Origin of the sequence: Micromonospora sp. NPDC049900 (assembly GCF_044461025.1) — a bacterium.
Classification (GTDB): domain Bacteria; phylum Actinomycetota; class Actinomycetes; order Mycobacteriales; family Micromonosporaceae; genus Micromonospora.
In genome coordinates this window covers 108,698-123,751 of record NZ_JBITKM010000013.1, presented here as the reverse complement: position 1 = coordinate 123,751, position 15,054 = coordinate 108,698, and the positions used below count along the sequence as shown (strand labels likewise).

Sequence of the window (15,054 nt, the reverse complement as noted above, 5' to 3'; positions counted from 1 at the left end):
GTCTTGTACGTCATTTCTTGTACGTCTAGGGTGGCGGCATGCCGAACGACGAGCCCGTGCTGCACCTGACCGACCCCCGTGCCATGCGGGCTCTCGCCCACCCCACCCGGCTACGGCTCCTCGGTGAACTGCGGCTGCGGGGGCCGCAGAGCGTCGGGATGCTCAGCGACGTCGTCGACGAGGCGGTCGGCTCGGTCAGCTACCACCTGAGCAAGCTCGCCGAGCACGGCTTCGTGCAGGAGGCCCCGGAGTGTGCGCGCAACCGTCGCGAGCGGTGGTGGCGGGCCGCGCACGCCACCACCTCCTGGGAGCCGTTGGAGACACTCGACGACCCGGAGCGGAAGGTCGCCTCGGACCTGCTGCGGCGTGCCGTGCTGGAGCGGTACCAGGCAGCGCTGAACAGCTACCTCGCCGCCGAGGCGACCTTCGAGCCGGAGTGGGTACGCGGCACCGCCAGCAGCGACAACGCCTACCACCTCACCGCTGCCCAACTGCGGGAACTGCGGGCCGACCTGGAGGCGCTGGCCGCGCGCTGGAGGGAGCGCAGCGACCCGGACCGGGCCGACGCCCGCCCGGTCACGCTGATCTACCACGCGTTCCGGCGGCCCGAATGAGCCGCGCGTCCCGCACGCCACTTGTCGGTCTGCTGGTCGGGCACACGGTCTCGCTGACCGGCAACATGCTCACGATCATCGCGCTGCCGCTCTACGTACTCGCCGAGACCGGCTCGGCCGCCGCCACCGGCATCACCGGGGCCGTCGCGACCGCGCCGATCGTGCTCGGCGGCGCGCTGGGCGGAGTCCTGGTCGACCGGATCGGCTACCGCCGTGCGAGTGTGCTCGCCGATCTCGTCTCCTGCCTGACGGTCGCCGCGATCCCTCTCCTGCACGCCACGGTCGGGTTGCCCTTCTGGGCGCTGCTCGCATTGGTGTTCCTCAGCGGGCTGCTCGACACGCCGGGCCAGACCGCCCGGGTCGCCCTGCTGCCCGAGGCGGCCAGCGCCGCCGGTCTGCCCACCGAGCGGGCGATCGGCTGGTTCGAGGCGACCGAGCGGGGTGCCCGACTGCTCGGCGCACCGGTGGCCGGCCTGCTGGTCGCCACCCTGGGAGCGCTGCCCGTGCTGGTCCTCGACGCGGTCACGTTCGTGCTGTCCGCCGTGGTCGTCGCCGTACTGGTGCCGTCGACCCTCCAGACCGGTGCCGACCGGACCGCGAACGTCGACGGGCCCACGACCGGCGGCGACACCGGCTACTGGCGGCAGTTCGCCGCCGGCGTCCGGTTCCTGCTCGCCGAGCCGCTGCTGCGGGTCCTGGTCCTGCTGGTGCTGGTGACCAACTTCTTCGACGCGACCAAGACCACCGTGTTGCTACCCGTCGTCGCGCACCGGGACCTCGGTGGAGCGGCGGCCCTCGGGCTGCTCGTCGGTGCCATGGGCGGCGGTGCCCTGGCCGGCTCGTTGGTGTTCAGCGCCGTGGGGCACCGGCTGCCCCGCCGGGTCACCTTCGTGGTGGCCTTCGCGGTGGCCGGTCCGCCGCCGTTCTGGGCGATGGCCGCCGGGCTGCCGTTGCCGGTCCTGCTCGCTGTGTTCGCGAGCGCCGGTTTCGCCGCCGGGGCGATCAACCCCATGATCGGCGCGATCAAGCTCGAACGCGTACCGGCCCGGATGCGGGCCCGGGTGTACGGCGTGATCGGCGCGGTCGCCTGGGCCGCCATCCCGCTCGGCGCGCTCGGGGCGGGCTTCGCCAGCGAACACGTCGGCACCACGGCCACCCTCGTCGCCGCCGGCACCGGTTACCTCCTGGTGGTCCTGGCCCCGCTCCTCGGTGGACCCTGGCGCACCATGGGCCGACCCGCGCCCGGACTCCGGGAGGCCGTCCCGCATGCTCGGCAGGGCGCGCTACCCGGGCGGCCGGTGGACGGGCCCACCGATAATCAGCGGATGAGTCTGCATACCGTGGATCCGGCATGAGTGTCGCGCTACTGCTGTCGCTCGCGGGACTGGCGCTCGTCGACAGCACCAGTATCGGCACCCTGTTCATCCCGGTCTGGCTGCTGCTCGCTCCGGGGCCGGTTCGCGTCGGGCGGGTGTCGACCTACCTCGGCACCATCGCCTGCTTCTACTTCCTGGTCGGGCTGTTGCTCTACTTCGGGGGCAGCGGGCTCGCCGAGCTGTTGGGTGGTGCACTGGACAACCGCCCGGTGCTGTGGGGGCAACTCGCGCTCGGTGTCGGGCTGTTCGTGCTGAGCTTCCGCTACGACGGCAAGCGCGGTGGCGGCGGCGGTCGGGTGTTGCGCTGGCGGGACCGGGCGACGTCCGGTGACTCGTCGGCGCGTTGGCTGGTCGGGTTGGCGGTGTTCGCCGCGCTGGCCGAGGTGGCGACCATGCTGCCGTACCTGGGTGCCCTGGGTCTGCTGACCACCTCGGGCCTGAACGTGCCGCAGGTGGTCGCGTTGCTGGCGGGGTACTGCCTGGTGATGGTCCTGCCGGCGCTGGTGCTGTTGGCCGCGCGGGTGGCCTGGCCCCGGCAGATCGAGCCGCTGCTGGCCCGCCTCAATGCGTGGATCGTGCGCTCGTCCGGCAGCATGCTGGGTTGGGTCCTGGGCATCGCGGGCTTCCTCATCGCCCGTGACGCCGCCGTCCGGCTGGAGCTGTTCGAGCTGCTGGCCAACCGCTGATCGCCGGGCGGTGACCATCCACCGAGCCTGAAGCGGCGGCCGATGTCCTGCGCCGGGTGGCGGCCGGATGCGCGGCGGGTACGGTCAGTCGGTCACCCGGTGGACGCCGGTGTAGAGGTTCATCGTCCGGCCGCGCAGGAAGCCGACCAGGGTGAGCCCGGCCTCGGCGGCCAGGTCGACCGCGAGCGTGCTCGGCGCCGACACCGCCGCGAGCAGCGGCAGCCCGGCCATCCACGCCTTCTGGGTCAGCTCGAAACTGGCGCGGCCGGAGACCAGCAGCAGGTGCCCGGCCAGCGGCAGTCGGCGCTTGCGGACCGCCCAGCCGATCACCTTGTCCACCGCGTTGTGCCGACCCACGTCCTCGCGCAGCACCAGCAACTCGCCGTCGGCGGAGAACAACCCCGCCGCGTGTGAACCGCCGGTCCGGTCGAAGCCCCGCTGACCGGCCCGTAGCCGCTCCGGAAGCTGGGCCAGCACCCCGGCGGGAACGGTGAGCGGGTCGGCGGCCACGTCGAACCGGGACCGGGTACGGACCGCGTCGATGCTCGCCTTGCCGCAGACCCCGCAGGCGCTGGTGGTATGGAAGTGCCGGGTCGTCTCGGCGCCGGGCGACGGCACGCCCGGAGCCAGGGTCACGTCGACCACGTTGTAGGTGTTCGGTGTGTCGGTGCCGGCACAGAGTTGCGCGGTGGACACGTCGTCCGCCGCGCGGATCAGCCCCTCGGTGAACAGGAAGCCGAGCGCCAGATCCAGGTCGGCACCGGGGGTCCGCATGGTCACCGAGAGCGGGCGGCGTCGGTCCGGACCGGCCGGCCCGACCCGGATCTCCAGCGGTTCCTCGGCGGCGAGCGTGTCCGGTCGGCGGACCCGGATCCGTCCGGTGTCCGCCGCGTCGAGGTCGACGCGGAGCACCTCGCGTCGGTCACTGGCCCGTCCCACCCCGCCATCCTGCCCCGCCCGCACACCCCGCCGCACGTCGCCGCTCCACCCGGCCCCAGCCCCGAGCCGCCCGGTCGAGCCTCCCCAGCCCCCGCGCCCGCCGCCGCATCTCACCGCTGCGCCCGTCCCGCGCGCCCCGGCCGAGCCGCCACCCGGTCGCCGGGCTGCGCCGGGAACCGGGCCGCTTCCGCCCGGGTTACCGTGACCCGGTGACGACGTACGCGGCGATCGTGCTCGCGGGCGGGGCCGCGCGCCGGATGGGTGGGCGGGACAAACCGGCGCTGCCCGTCGGTGGGGTACCCATGCGCGAACGGGTGCTCGCCGCCGTCGCCGACGCGACGCCCCGCATCCTGGTCGGTCCGGGGCCGACCCCGGCGGGGGTGCTCCCGGCCCGGGAGTCGCCGCCCGGTGGCGGCCCGGTCGCCGCCACCGCGGCCGGAGTGGCCCGGCTCGAACCGGGTGTACCGGTCGTCGCGCTGCTCGCCGCCGACCTGCCGCTGTTGACCCGGCCCGCCGTCGGTGAGTTGTTGGGTGAGCTGGACACGGCACCGCAGGCGGACGGGGTGTGTTTCGTGGACGCCTCGGGGCGGCGGCAGACGTTGTGCGGGGTGTGGCGTACCGACGCCCTGCGTGCGGCGCTGGACCGGCTCGCCGGGCGGTATGCCGGAGCACCGCTGCGGGAGTTGCTCGCCGGGCTCGTCGTACGCGAGGTGACGTGGTCCGGCGGCGGCCCACCGCCGTGGTTCGACTGCGACACTGACGGTGACGTACGCCGGGCGGAGGAGTGGGCGCGATGACGGTGCTGGACGACTGGGTGACGGCGGCCTGTGCGGAACTGGGGCTGGAGCCGGCCCAGGTGCCGGTGCCGACCGTGCTCGACCTGGCTCGGGACGTGGCCCACCAGGTGGTCCGTCCGGGTGCTCCGGTCACCGCGTACCTGCTCGGGCTGGCCGTCGGGCGTGGCGCCGATCCCGTCGCGGCGGCGTCCCGGCTCGCCGACCTGGCCGGCACCTGGCCGGTCGAGCTGGGCGGTCACCGGCCGGCGGACTGACCGCATCGGGGGTTGTCCGATCACGGTCCGGGCTGCGCCGACCGATACGGCGGCTGGGTAGGGTGACCGGAACGGACGGAGGCGATCATGACGGCAGACCACCCCTCGGCGCCGCCCGGCACGCCGGCGCATCCCCACGAGTCGATCCTGCTCGACGAGCCGACCACGGCCGACCTGCGGGCGAAGGTGACCCAGGCGTGGCGGGAGTTCGCGAGGGCGCTGGCCGACCGGCTGGTCGACCTGCCGGCGGGGGCGAGCGTGGAGCTGACGCTCGACCCGACCGCCTCCGGCACGGACGACGCGATCTACGCCGTCGGGACCGATGTCGGTACGGACGGCCGACTCAACGCCCGCGCGGTCGGCAACGCCACCCTGCCGCAGGGATACCGGCTGGACCGCGCAGCCGTCGCCGACATGGTGGCGCTGGGCTGGTCGCCGCCCGGCGTGGTGGAGGGCTCCGGCGACCAGTTCGGCCTGCACTGCGGGGTCGACGAGGCCACCCGGCTGGCGGCGGTGCTCTCCCGCACGCTGCGGGACATCTACGGCGCACCGCATCCCGCGTTCCTGGTCTACCAGATCGAGGACGCCGAGGGTGAGCCGTTGACGGGTCCGCCGCTGGGCACGGCGCGCAGCGAGTTCGGCCTGGCGCGGGAGATCGGCACCGAGCTGGAGGAGGCGCTGGCCGCCGCCGGTGGGGACAGCCCGGAGACCGAGGTGCTGGACCTGGCCGAGCGGGTACGCACCGTCGTCTCCACCATGCTCAAGTCGGACTCCGACCGGGTCCAGGTCGACTCCGACGGCGACATCAACATCCGCGCGGGCTCGGCGATGGTCTTCGTCCGCGTCCGGGACAATCCGCCGCTGGTCGACGTCTTCTCCCCGGTCCTCACCGAGGTCGAGCCCACCGAGCGGTTGTACGTCAAGCTCTCCGAGCTGACCAACCGGATGCCGATCGGTCGGCTCTACTGCGCCGACGACACCGTGTGGGCCTCCATCCCGGTCTTCGGCCGGAACTTCCAACCCACCCATCTGATGCTCGCCGTGCAGGTGATGACCGGCCTCGCGGACGAGTTGGACGACCGCCTGCACGGCGAGTTCGGTGGGAAGCGCTTCTTCGGCGAGGGGGACAAGCCGGGACGGGGCGAGCACCGCACCGGCATGTACCTCTGAGGCGTCAGCGGTAGTGGCGGGTGGGACCCGGAAACCCCGAGAAACCGGGCCCCACCCGCGCGGGGAGGAAGGTTCAGGTCGTCGCGATCCAGCCGACGCTGCGTGCGGTGGCCGGGTCGGTGGCGCGCAGGCCGCTGTCGGAGACGGTCCACAGCACGTCACCGACCACCAGCGAGCGGCGTACCAGGGAGGACATCCGGCGGCTCTCGCGATCCGTCGTCGGGTGGGTCACCTCGCCGATCTCGCGAATGGTGTCGTCGCCGACGCGCAGCAGTCGGACCCCGGTCCGCACCGGCAGGGCCACCAGGCCGCTGTCCGGCCGGTACAGGAAGGCGTGTGCGTCGTACTGGGCTTCGGACGACGCCCCGGGCAGGTGCCACTGGTCCAGCCGGTACGGGCGGCCCGGATCGCGTACGTCGAAGAGGGACACCTGCACGCCCTGGGTACGACCCCGCGTGTCGGCCTCCTGGCCCACCCCGAGCAACCGTCCCTCGGGCAGCGGGTGCAGGTAACCCGAGTACCCGGTGATCTTCAGTTCGCCGGTGACCCGGGGCGCGGTGGGGTCGGTCAGGTCCAACGAGTACAGCGGATCGGTCTGCCGGAAGGTCACCACGTACGCCGACGGGCCGAGGTAGCGCACGGAGTAGATCCGTTCACCCCGGCCGAGCCCGTCGACCGTACCGGTGGACACCAGCGATCCGCCCTCGCGGCGCAGCACCCGTACCGCGGACTCGGAGGTCCGCTCCTGCGTACCGCCGCCCCAGACGTCGCCGGTGGTGGTGGCCACCCGCAGGTGCCCGTCCCACTCCGACAGCGCGTACTGGTTGATCAGCCAGCCGGGCACGCTGCCCGAGGCGACGAAGCGGGGACGCCCCGGCACCGCGGTGTCGAACTGGTGGATCTCGGTGACCTCGTCGGTCGCGGACGGCCGCCAGCGGGCCGTGGCGACCACCGGCCGGGCACCGGCGAGGTAGAGGCTGGTCGCGGTGCCGTAGACGGTGCTCGCGTCGGCGACCACGCCGACCGGGTCGCCGTCGCCGAGGCGGTCGGTGGTCAGGTCGAAGCTGAGTACGGTCAGCGTCGACGTGCCGGTCATCCGGGCCGGACGGCTGAGCCGGTCACAGCCGATCCGTCCGGTGTGCCGTTCGGCGCCCGCCGTCCACTCGTACTCGGGTAGCCACGCCTCGATGCCCGCCCGCGCGATGACGGCACGGTTGCGCGCGGTCCGCTCCCGGTCGGTACCGCTGCGGTCGAACGGGAACTCCAGGCGGGGTGCCGAGTTGACCACCACCCGGGCCGTCGCGCCGGTCAGCCGGGCGTCCACGGTCCGGCCCTGGACGCGGTACGTCCCCAGCACTCTGGGCGCGCCGGAGAGGTCGACCAGGACCAGCCGGGTGTCACCGATCGGACCCCAGATCCGGCGCGCGACACCGGTGGGCGTCTCGCGGGTGGCCTCGGTCAGGACCAGCGCCCGGTCACCGAGCAGCAGCAGCCGTTGATCGGTGAAGCGCAGACGCTCGTCGCCGTCGCCGAGGTCGAGTTCGCCGGTGATCCGCCGACTGGCCGGGTCGACCACCCGCAGGACGCCGCCGGTGGTCGTGACGATCCGCCGGCCGTCGGTCTTGACCAGGTCCGGCTCGTCGACGCCGACCTCGTGGTTGTTGGTCGTCGAGTGCTCCGGCGCGGCTCCCAGCGGCGCTGCGGCGGCTTCGGCGCCCTTCGCCACGGCACCGGCTCCGAGAGCGCCGCCCCGATCGCTGAGCGTGCGCCAACCGCCGCCGAAGCCGTACGGGCCGACCGAGGCGGTGGCTGCCGCGCGTAGTTCGGCGAGGGCGTCCGCGCAGGAGTCGAAGGAGACCAGGCCGACCGGCACCGTCTGCGGGTCCCCGGTGCCGATGGGCAGCGGCACGACCGGTGGTGCCGACATGCTGCCGGCGAGCAGCGCCACCGCGACCAGCGTGCCGCCGGCCGCGGTGGCCTTGATTCCCCGTGTCATGCGCGCTTCGACGCGGCGTCCGGCGCTCCGGTTCCCCGAACGGTCGCATCGGCCGACGAAGCGGGTGAGCGGTGTGGACGGCGGGTTCAGCTCGTGGAGGGGCCGACGCCGGGTGACTCCACCAGCCGGGAGAGGACGATGGTGCTGCGGCTGGAGGTGACGAACGATTCGGCCCGCAGCCGTTCCAGGGCCTCTTCGAGGTGGGCGATGTCGGCGGCCCGCAGATGGACGAGCGCGTCGGCCTCGCCGGAGACGGTGTACGCCCCGACGACCTCGGGGTGCCGGCGTACCGCCGCACCGAGTTGGGCCGGGGTGGTGCGGCCGGCGCAGAACAACTCGACGAACGCCTCGGTGGTCCACCCGACGGCGGCCGGGTCGACGATGGCCGTGAATCCGCGGATCACCCCGGCCGCCCGCAGTCGGTCGACCCGTCGCTTGACCGCCGGAGCGGAGAGTGACACCCGGGTGCCGATGTCGGCGTACGAGGCGCGAGCGTCTGCGACGAGCAGCGCAATGATTCGTTGGTCGACGGCGTCGATCTGCAATGTTCTGCTCCTGAGAAGCAATGTTTGCGGCTGTTACTAAAGTGGCACCCTACCTACCCTTGGTCACCGTGAACCAGCAGCGAGTGCCGCGAAAGCGGACATATCTCATGTGCTCGCCCGAGCGCTTCGCGGTCGAGTACGCGATCAACCCGTGGATGGACGTGACCGCCCCGGTCGACCCGGAGTTGGCGGTCAAGCAGTGGGACCGCCTGCGGGAGACCCTGGTGGGCCTCGGCCACGAGGTGCACCTGCTGGCTCCCGAGGCGGGCCTGCCCGACATGGTCTACGCCGCCAACGGCGCGTTCACGGTGGACGGCACGGCCTACGGGGCGCGGTTCAAGCACCCGCAGCGGGCCGCCGAGGCCGCCGCACACCGGGCCTTCTACGAGTCGCAGGGCTGGCGGTTCATCGCGCCGAACGAGACCAACGAGGGCGAGGGTGACTTCGCGTACCTGCCGGAGGCGCACGGCGGGCTGGTGCTGGCCGGGTACGGCTTCCGCACCGAACTGCCCGCGCACGCCGAGGCGCAGGAGGCGCTCGGCCGGCCGGTGGTGTCGTTGCACCTGGTCGATCCGCGCTTCTACCACCTGGACGTGGCACTCGCCTCGATCGACGACGGCAACGTCGTCTACTACCCGGGTGCGTTCTCCGCCGCCAGCCAGCGGGTGCTCGCCCAACTCTTCCCCGACGCGGTGGTGGCGGCCGACGACGACGCGCTGTCGTTCGGGCTGAACCTGGTCAGCGACGGCGCGAACGTGGTGCTCAACAGCGAGGCGACCCGGCTCGCCGGCCGACTCAAGGCGGCCGGCTACACGCCGCTGCCGGTGGAGTTGGCCGAACTCAAGAAGGGCGGCGGCAGCGTGAAGTGCTGCGTCGCCGAGCTACGACCCTGACCCGACCCGGAACAGGCCGGTCTGACCCGGAACAGGCCGGTCCGACGCGGAAGGGCCGGCCGTCGCACCGGGCCGGCCCCGACTCCTGCGTCGAATCAGCCGAGCGTGGCCAACTCGTTGACCATGACGTTGGAGAGCAGTTGACCGTCGCGCTGCACCTCGCGTAGGTACCACTTCTGCTGCGGGGTACGCGGCTGGTTGAACTGCCACGCGCCGCGCGGGCTGTCGATCTGCCCGATCCGACCCAGGGCCAGGTTCACCTCCTGCGCCGTGGGCGTCTCACCGGCGAGGCGGATCGCCTGGTCGAGCACCTTGGCCGCGTCGTAGGAGGCCATCGCGTACGTGGTGGGCGAGGCGTTGTGCTTCTTGCGGTACGCCGAGGCGAAGCGGCGGTTCGCCGCGTTGTTCAGGTCGGCGGAGTAGTTCAGGGCGGTCCGGATGCCGAGCGCGTCGTTGGCCGGGCGGATGCTCTCCAGCACCGTGCCCTCGGTGAGGAATCCGGGCGCGTAGATCCGGCCGCGGAACCCGGCGTCGCGCAACTGCATCACGAACTCCACGGCGGCGGTGCCTGAGTAGAAGCAGAAGACCGTCGACGGGCTGCGGCTCAGCGCCTGGCTGATGTCGCTGGCGAAGGCCGTCTTGCCGGGGTTCGGGCTGCCGGTGGTCCAGATGACCGGGTCGGAGATCCTCGGGTCCGTCTCGCCGAACTCCTGGCGGAAGCCGCGCAGCACGTCCTCGCCGCCGCCACCGCCCTCGGGGAGGATGATGGCCACCCGGTCGGCCGTACCCAGCTCGTCCTTGAGGTAGCGACCGAGCGCCCGGCCCGCCTCGTCGAGCACGTACGACGTACGCCAGATGTAGACGACGCTCTGCAGGCTCGGCGGCGAGGCGTTGGAGCCGATCAGCGGCACCCGGGCCTGCTCGATCGCGTCCCGGATGCCGAACATGACGGCGGAGTTGGCGACGCCGGTCATCGCGAGCACGTTCTCTTCGAGCAGCCGGCTCACGGCGGCCTGGCCGGACTTCACGGTGTCTCCCTCGTCGGCCACGACCAGGTCGACGGGGTGTCCGCCGAGACTCCGGTCGTTGAGGTCGAGATAGAGCTGGAAGCCGTTGGTGAGTTCGTCGCCGATGGCCTTGTTCACGCCGGCCTGCGGCGCGATCAGACCGATTTTGATCGGACTGCCGCCGGTGACGGTGGTGGTCCCCTCGTCGCCGTCCGTGCCACACGCGGCGACGAGGCTCCCTGTTCCGAGCGCGGCCAGCAACTGTAGTGCTCGCCTGCGGTTCATCTGCGACACCGGGTTCCCTTCAACACGCGTTGCCTGGGCGGGTGCGCCCCATCGGCGTTCTACCTGCTTCGCGACGCTGCGTCAATGATTAATGATCTTCGCCAAGAGACCGCAACGCGCTGGTTACTTTGGGCCAGGCCGCCGCCTCGGGGTCGATGAGCCCGAAATGCTCACATCCCGATAGCTCTACAAGGCGCATATCGGCCCCTGCCGCCTGGTTTGCGGCCACGTAAGCCCTGCTCATGGCGACCGGAACCTGTTCGTCGAGAGTGCCGTGCATCACTACGGTGCGTGTCGGGAGCGGTACCACGGATCGTGGGTCGGCAGCCGCGTACCGGTCGGGTACGTCGGCCGGACCGCCGCCGAGCAGGGCCGCCACCGCACCCCCGTCCAGGTCGAGCCGGTACGCCTCGGCGAGGTCGGCGACCGGCGCGAGAGCGAGCACTCCGGCCACCGCCTCCGGGACGTGCCGGGCCGCGTGCAGGGCGAGGTGTCCACCGGCCGAATGACCGACCAGGACCGCTGGCGTCGGCGTCACCGACCCGGGCAGCGCCTCGGCCGCCAGCCGGGGCAGGGCGGTCACCGCAGACAGCACGTCGTCGGTCGTACCGGGCCAACCGCCGCCGGGTCGCCCGGTCCGCCGGTACTCCACCTGGGCCACCGGATGACCGAGCGCGGCGGCCAGCGGGTCGGTGTGCCGCCGGTCGTACTCGTGGCGCCAGAAGCCCCCGTGCACCACGACGACGAGCCGTCGGGGCGTCCCGGTGTCGACCGGCCGGCGCAGGTCGGCGACCTGGTCGGGGTGCGCGCCGTAGGCGACGGTGACGTCCGGGGCGGGAGCGGGCCGGGTCAGCACGGCTCGCGGGTCGGAGGTCATCGGCCGACCGTAGCGCGCGACGGGCCGGACCCGGTGCCGGGTGGGACGCGCGGTGACCTGTGCACCACGCGGCGGATGGGCCGTGCGCGCACTTGCGTACCGGGCCGACGGGCGGGGACGACGGAGCCTGGGTAAAGATGGGTGCCATGACCGAAGCACACTCAGCTGGACAGAACGACGAGCCTGGCCGGGACGGTGCCGGGCACTCCGGCACGGTGGTGGTGGTCGGGCCGGACGGCCGACCGGTCGGCACCGTGCAGACCGACGACGGTCCCGGCGAGGACCCGGCGCGCCTGGTCGAGCAGCCGGCCAAGGTGATGCGGATCGGCAGCATGATCAAGCAGCTCCTGGAGGAGGTCAAGGCGGCCCCGCTCGACGACGCCAGCCGGCACCGGATGCGGGAGATCCACGAGCGCTCGATCGTCGAGCTGAAGGAAGGGTTGGCCCCGGAGCTGCGCGAGGAGCTCGAACGGCTCTCGTTGCCGTTCGCCGAGGACCAGGCGCCCAGCGAGGGCGAGCTGCGGATCGCCCACGCCCAGCTCGTCGGCTGGCTGGAAGGGCTGTTCCACGGCATCCAGGCCGCCCTGGTGGCGCAGCAGATGGCCGCGCGGGTGCAGCTCGAACAGATGCGTTCCGGCCGGCAGGCGCTGCCCAGCGGCCCCGGGGGCGCAGCGGTGCTGCCCGGCATGCCGGGTATGGGCCAGCCCGGCGGTGGCGAAGGACACAGCACCGGTCAGTACCTCTGACCACCGCGCGCGTCGTGCGACCTCACCGGGTCGCACGCCGCGCCGCGCCGTCAGTCGGCCCCGAAGACCTTCTCCAGGTACGCGGCCACGCCGTCGGTGGAGTTCGTCGAGGTGACGTCGTCGGCGATGGCCAGCACGGCGGGATGCGCGTTGGCCACCGCCACCGCTCGACCGGCCCAGGCCAGCATCGGTACGTCGTTCGGCATGTCGCCGAAGGCCAGTACGTCGGCGGGGTCCACCCCGATCCGGTGGCAGTACCAGGCCAGCCCGGCCGCCTTCGTCACCCCGGCCGCCGAGACCTCCACCAGCCCGGAGTTCGACGAGTGGGTGGCCTCCGCCAGCCCCGCCAGCGCGGCCGAGATCAACTCGGTGAACCGGTCCGGATCCTGGTCGCCCGCCCGGACCAGCAGCTTCACGGCCGGCATCGACAGCAGTTCCTCCGGCTTGTCCACCACCCGGATCGCCGCGTCACCGGCCTCCCAACGCACCGGATAGTGCGCCTCGTGCCGCATCTCCCGGCTGTCGACGATCTCCACCGCGAGGCTCACGCCCGGCACCTCCGCCCGCAGCCGCTGGGCCACCTCGGTGAGCAGCTCGGGAGCCAGCGGGTCGGCGCGGAGCACCTGGTCGTCGACCGGGTCGTAGACCACCGCACCGTTGGCGCAGACCGCCGGCACCGGCGCGGCGAGCTGGTCGTACACGAGTCGGAGCCAGCGGATCGGACGGCCGGTGACCAACACGACCGGCGTGCCCTGGTCGGAGATCCGGGCCAGCACCGCGGCGGTGTGTGCACTGAGCGTGCGGTCGTCGCGGAGCAGCGTGCCGTCGATGTCGGTGGCGATCAGGCCGGGTGTCGCGTCCATCACCTGGACAGTAGCCGGTCGAGGTAGACCGCGACTCCGTCGTCGTCGTTACGCAGAGTGATGTCATCGGCGGCGGCGCGCACGCTCGGGTGTGCGTTGGCGACGGCCACCCGGGCCCAGCCGGCCCACTCGAACATCGGCAGGTCGTTCGGCATGTCGCCGAAGACCAGCACCTCGGCCGGGTCCACGCCGAGCGTCTCGGCGACCACGGTCAGGCCGGAGGCCTTGTCCACCCCGGGCGGGCAGATCTCGACGAAGCCGAGCCCGGCCTGGGTGACCGTGGCCAGGTGCGGCGGCACGATCTCCCGGGCGACCGCCAGCAACTCGTCGACGTGGTGGTCGGCGGTACGCGCGAAGGCCTTGATCACGTCACCGGCGAGGCACTCGTCACGGGTGCGCACCTCGAACCGGTCCTGGTAGGGCCAGTCCGGGTGGTAGTCGCCCCAGAGCGGCGCCTCGTGCTCGTCGGAGGCCTCGACCATCACCGTCAGCGGGCCGACCGCGACCTCCAGGTCGGCCAGCAGACCGGCCAGCACCTCGCTTCCGAGGCGCTCGTCCCGCAGCACCACCGGCCCGGTCGGGTCGCTCTGGTCCACCACCCGGCCGCCGCCGGCCAGCACCAGGAAGTCCGCGGCACGGATGTCGTTGCGGGTCAGCTCGGTCAGCCGGGGGCCGCGACCGGTGGCGCCGACCACCGGGATACCGGCGGCCCGCACCCGGTCGAGGACCTCGTGGGTGTACGCCGAGACGGTGTCGTCGCTGCGGACGAGCGTCCCGTCCAGGTCGGTGGCGATCAGCTTGGGCAGGCCCGGGCGGGTCATGGTTCCTCCTTCGCCCGCCGCCGTCGCGGCCAGCCGTACTGGTCGCCGGTAGGCGACCCGGCGTGACGGCGGGCAGCAACCGTACCTCGGGAAACAGGTCGCAACCATGGCTTCCCGGCGAATCGGATACCAACGGACGGCCGCCGCGAGATGACGTTCGGCCGTGTCGCGCTCCGCTGTTGCGTGCGGCCCCGACGCGGCTGCGGCGCTCGGGATGTAAGGAGGGGGCCCTTCCTATACACCAGGCGTTAGTAAGGTGCCCTTCCTTACAGCGACATCAGTCGGGCGGTGACTCGCGGGCGAAGGGGACCGTCGGGGTGACGGTGATGTCGGCCGGCGGGCGTCCCTCGTCGGGGTCATCCGGAGCGGACCGGCGCCGGGAACGTCGCCGTCCCGTCGGCTCGGCAGCCAAATCGTCCGGGTGGGACGGCTCGTCCCGCAGTGTCGGCACGGCCCCGGCGGGCACGGTCCGCAGGAGCGCGGCGGCGAACAGCAGCACGGCCGCGAAGGCCATGAACAGGCCACGCCCGTTCTCGGTGCGGAAGGTCTCCTCGCCCGAGTAGTAGACCAGGCCCCGGCGGGTCACGTCGCCGAGCGACGACGTGGTCGCCGCGAGCAGCGCGATCATGCCGGCTGCGAGCGCCAGGCCGGCCACCCGCGCGTTGACCTGCGCCGCCCTGGTGCCGCGTAGCGCGAGCGCCACCGTGCACCCGAGCAGCAGGAGACCGACCAGATAGCCGGTGCCCATTCCGCCGATCTCGGCGACCCCGTTGGTCACCTCCAGCGGACTGGCCGGATCCGGGCCGGTGGGGATGGTCATGGTCACCCACTCGCCGAGCAGCGAGGCGACGGCGGCCGTCGCGCCCAGCCCGGCGAGCAGCATCGGTACCCGGTGGTCGCGGCCGAGGCCGGCGACGGCCCTCCGGAGGCGGTTTGCGCCCGCCGGTTCGTCCGACGTACCCCATTCGAGGACGCTGGCACCGTCGGCGCGTTCGTCCTGACGAGGGATGGGGAGGTCGTTGGTCATCGTTCGCCCTCTCCTCGGAGCCTGGGCGCCCCCGGATGGCACGGCCCAGGAACGGCGGGTCCGGGTGAATCATTCCACAGCAGGCCTGTGACCTCGGGATCCCAACGCCGGGCCTCGCTGGTCGGTCGCCTGCCGGCGTCGGGTGGACTAGCGTCAGG

16 protein-coding genes are annotated in these 15,054 nt (G+C 72.7%); 8 read left to right on the top strand and 8 right to left on the bottom strand.

The genetic code is table 11. The annotated features are described in order from the left end of the window. The first annotated feature begins 38 nt into the window (after positions 1–38). Genes ACIBMZ_RS24270 through ACIBMZ_RS24260 form a run of 3 tightly spaced genes read left to right on the top strand, consistent with a single transcriptional unit; the run spans position 39 to position 2,676 of the window. On the top strand, positions 39–614 hold the full coding sequence (locus ACIBMZ_RS24270; protein WP_396697446.1) for a helix-turn-helix domain-containing protein: 576 nt from the start codon (positions 39–41) through the stop codon (positions 612–614). After that, positions 611–1,969, top strand: coding sequence for an MFS transporter (locus ACIBMZ_RS24265; RefSeq protein ID WP_396697444.1), 1,359 nt, complete (start codon positions 611–613; stop codon positions 1,967–1,969). Before ACIBMZ_RS24270 ends, ACIBMZ_RS24265 begins: the two co-directional genes overlap by 4 nt. Continuing rightward, positions 1,966–2,676, top strand: coding sequence for a GAP family protein (locus ACIBMZ_RS24260; protein WP_396697442.1), 711 nt, complete (start codon positions 1,966–1,968; stop codon positions 2,674–2,676). Before ACIBMZ_RS24265 ends, ACIBMZ_RS24260 begins: the two co-directional genes overlap by 4 nt. Positions 2,677–2,760: 84 nt before the next feature. On the opposite strand, the gene fdhD is transcribed toward ACIBMZ_RS24260, so the two are convergent. Then, positions 2,761–3,615: a formate dehydrogenase accessory sulfurtransferase FdhD gene (fdhD, locus tag ACIBMZ_RS24255; protein ID WP_396697440.1), complete on the bottom strand. Its 855-nt coding sequence runs from the start codon at positions 3,613–3,615 to the stop codon at positions 2,761–2,763. A 209-nt stretch (positions 3,616–3,824) separates the two neighbouring features. Between fdhD and ACIBMZ_RS24250 the strand changes: the two genes are divergently transcribed. The 3 genes from ACIBMZ_RS24250 to ACIBMZ_RS24240 all read left to right on the top strand — a co-directional run bounded on the left by ACIBMZ_RS24250 (position 3,825) and on the right by ACIBMZ_RS24240 (position 5,836). Beyond that, the gene (locus ACIBMZ_RS24250) at positions 3,825–4,412 is read left to right on the top strand and encodes a molybdenum cofactor guanylyltransferase (protein WP_396697438.1); all 588 of its coding nucleotides are present in this window, start codon (positions 3,825–3,827) and stop codon (positions 4,410–4,412) included. Beyond that, complete coding sequence (locus ACIBMZ_RS24245) at positions 4,409–4,666, top strand: DUF6457 domain-containing protein (protein ID WP_396697436.1); 258 nt, start codon at positions 4,409–4,411, stop codon at positions 4,664–4,666. Before ACIBMZ_RS24250 ends, ACIBMZ_RS24245 begins: the two co-directional genes overlap by 4 nt. 87 nt (positions 4,667–4,753) lie before the next feature. Continuing rightward, a complete protein-coding gene (locus ACIBMZ_RS24240) occupies positions 4,754–5,836 on the top strand; it encodes a T3SS (YopN, CesT) and YbjN peptide-binding chaperone 1 (RefSeq protein ID WP_396697434.1) in 1,083 nt (360 codons plus the stop codon). A gap of 73 nt (positions 5,837–5,909) precedes the next feature. On the opposite strand, the gene ACIBMZ_RS24235 is transcribed toward ACIBMZ_RS24240, so the two are convergent. Together ACIBMZ_RS24235 and ACIBMZ_RS24230 are read right to left on the bottom strand one after the other, a co-directional pair. Continuing rightward, complete coding sequence (locus tag ACIBMZ_RS24235) at positions 5,910–7,832, bottom strand: beta-propeller domain-containing protein (RefSeq protein WP_396697432.1); 1,923 nt, start codon at positions 7,830–7,832, stop codon at positions 5,910–5,912. A gap of 86 nt (positions 7,833–7,918) precedes the next feature. Next, complete coding sequence (locus ACIBMZ_RS24230; RefSeq protein WP_396697430.1) at positions 7,919–8,377, bottom strand: Lrp/AsnC family transcriptional regulator; 459 nt, start codon at positions 8,375–8,377, stop codon at positions 7,919–7,921. A gap of 59 nt (positions 8,378–8,436) precedes the next feature. Between ACIBMZ_RS24230 and ddaH the strand changes: the two genes are divergently transcribed. Next, positions 8,437–9,270, top strand: a complete 834-nt coding sequence (gene ddaH / locus ACIBMZ_RS24225) for a dimethylargininase (RefSeq protein ID WP_396697428.1) — start codon at positions 8,437–8,439, stop codon at positions 9,268–9,270. 95 nt (positions 9,271–9,365) lie between these two features. Here ddaH and ACIBMZ_RS24220 read toward each other — a convergent pair whose 3' ends face one another. Next, positions 9,366–10,571: an ABC transporter substrate-binding protein gene (locus ACIBMZ_RS24220; protein WP_396697426.1), complete on the bottom strand. Its 1,206-nt coding sequence runs from the start codon at positions 10,569–10,571 to the stop codon at positions 9,366–9,368. A 79-nt stretch (positions 10,572–10,650) separates the two neighbouring features. Then, positions 10,651–11,439, bottom strand: coding sequence for an alpha/beta hydrolase family protein (locus ACIBMZ_RS24215; RefSeq protein ID WP_396697424.1), 789 nt, complete (start codon positions 11,437–11,439; stop codon positions 10,651–10,653). Between the two features lie 137 nt (positions 11,440–11,576). Between ACIBMZ_RS24215 and ACIBMZ_RS24210 the strand changes: the two genes are divergently transcribed. Then, the gene (locus ACIBMZ_RS24210) at positions 11,577–12,185 is read left to right on the top strand and encodes a bacterial proteasome activator family protein (protein WP_396697422.1); all 609 of its coding nucleotides are present in this window, start codon (positions 11,577–11,579) and stop codon (positions 12,183–12,185) included. A 50-nt stretch (positions 12,186–12,235) separates the two neighbouring features. On the opposite strand, the gene ACIBMZ_RS24205 is transcribed toward ACIBMZ_RS24210, so the two are convergent. The 3 genes from ACIBMZ_RS24205 to ACIBMZ_RS24195 all read right to left on the bottom strand — a co-directional run bounded on the left by ACIBMZ_RS24205 (position 12,236) and on the right by ACIBMZ_RS24195 (position 14,896). Further along, positions 12,236–13,048 (bottom strand): HAD family hydrolase, encoded by an 813-nt coding sequence (locus ACIBMZ_RS24205; RefSeq protein WP_396697420.1) that lies wholly within the window; start codon positions 13,046–13,048, stop codon positions 12,236–12,238. Continuing rightward, positions 13,048–13,869, bottom strand: a complete 822-nt coding sequence (locus tag ACIBMZ_RS24200) for an HAD hydrolase family protein (RefSeq protein ID WP_396697418.1) — start codon at positions 13,867–13,869, stop codon at positions 13,048–13,050. Before ACIBMZ_RS24200 ends, ACIBMZ_RS24205 begins: the two co-directional genes overlap by 1 nt. Before the next feature lie 277 nt (positions 13,870–14,146). Continuing rightward, the gene (locus tag ACIBMZ_RS24195) at positions 14,147–14,896 is read right to left on the bottom strand and encodes a hypothetical protein (protein ID WP_396697416.1); all 750 of its coding nucleotides are present in this window, start codon (positions 14,894–14,896) and stop codon (positions 14,147–14,149) included. Between the last annotated feature and the right edge of the window lie 158 nt (positions 14,897–15,054).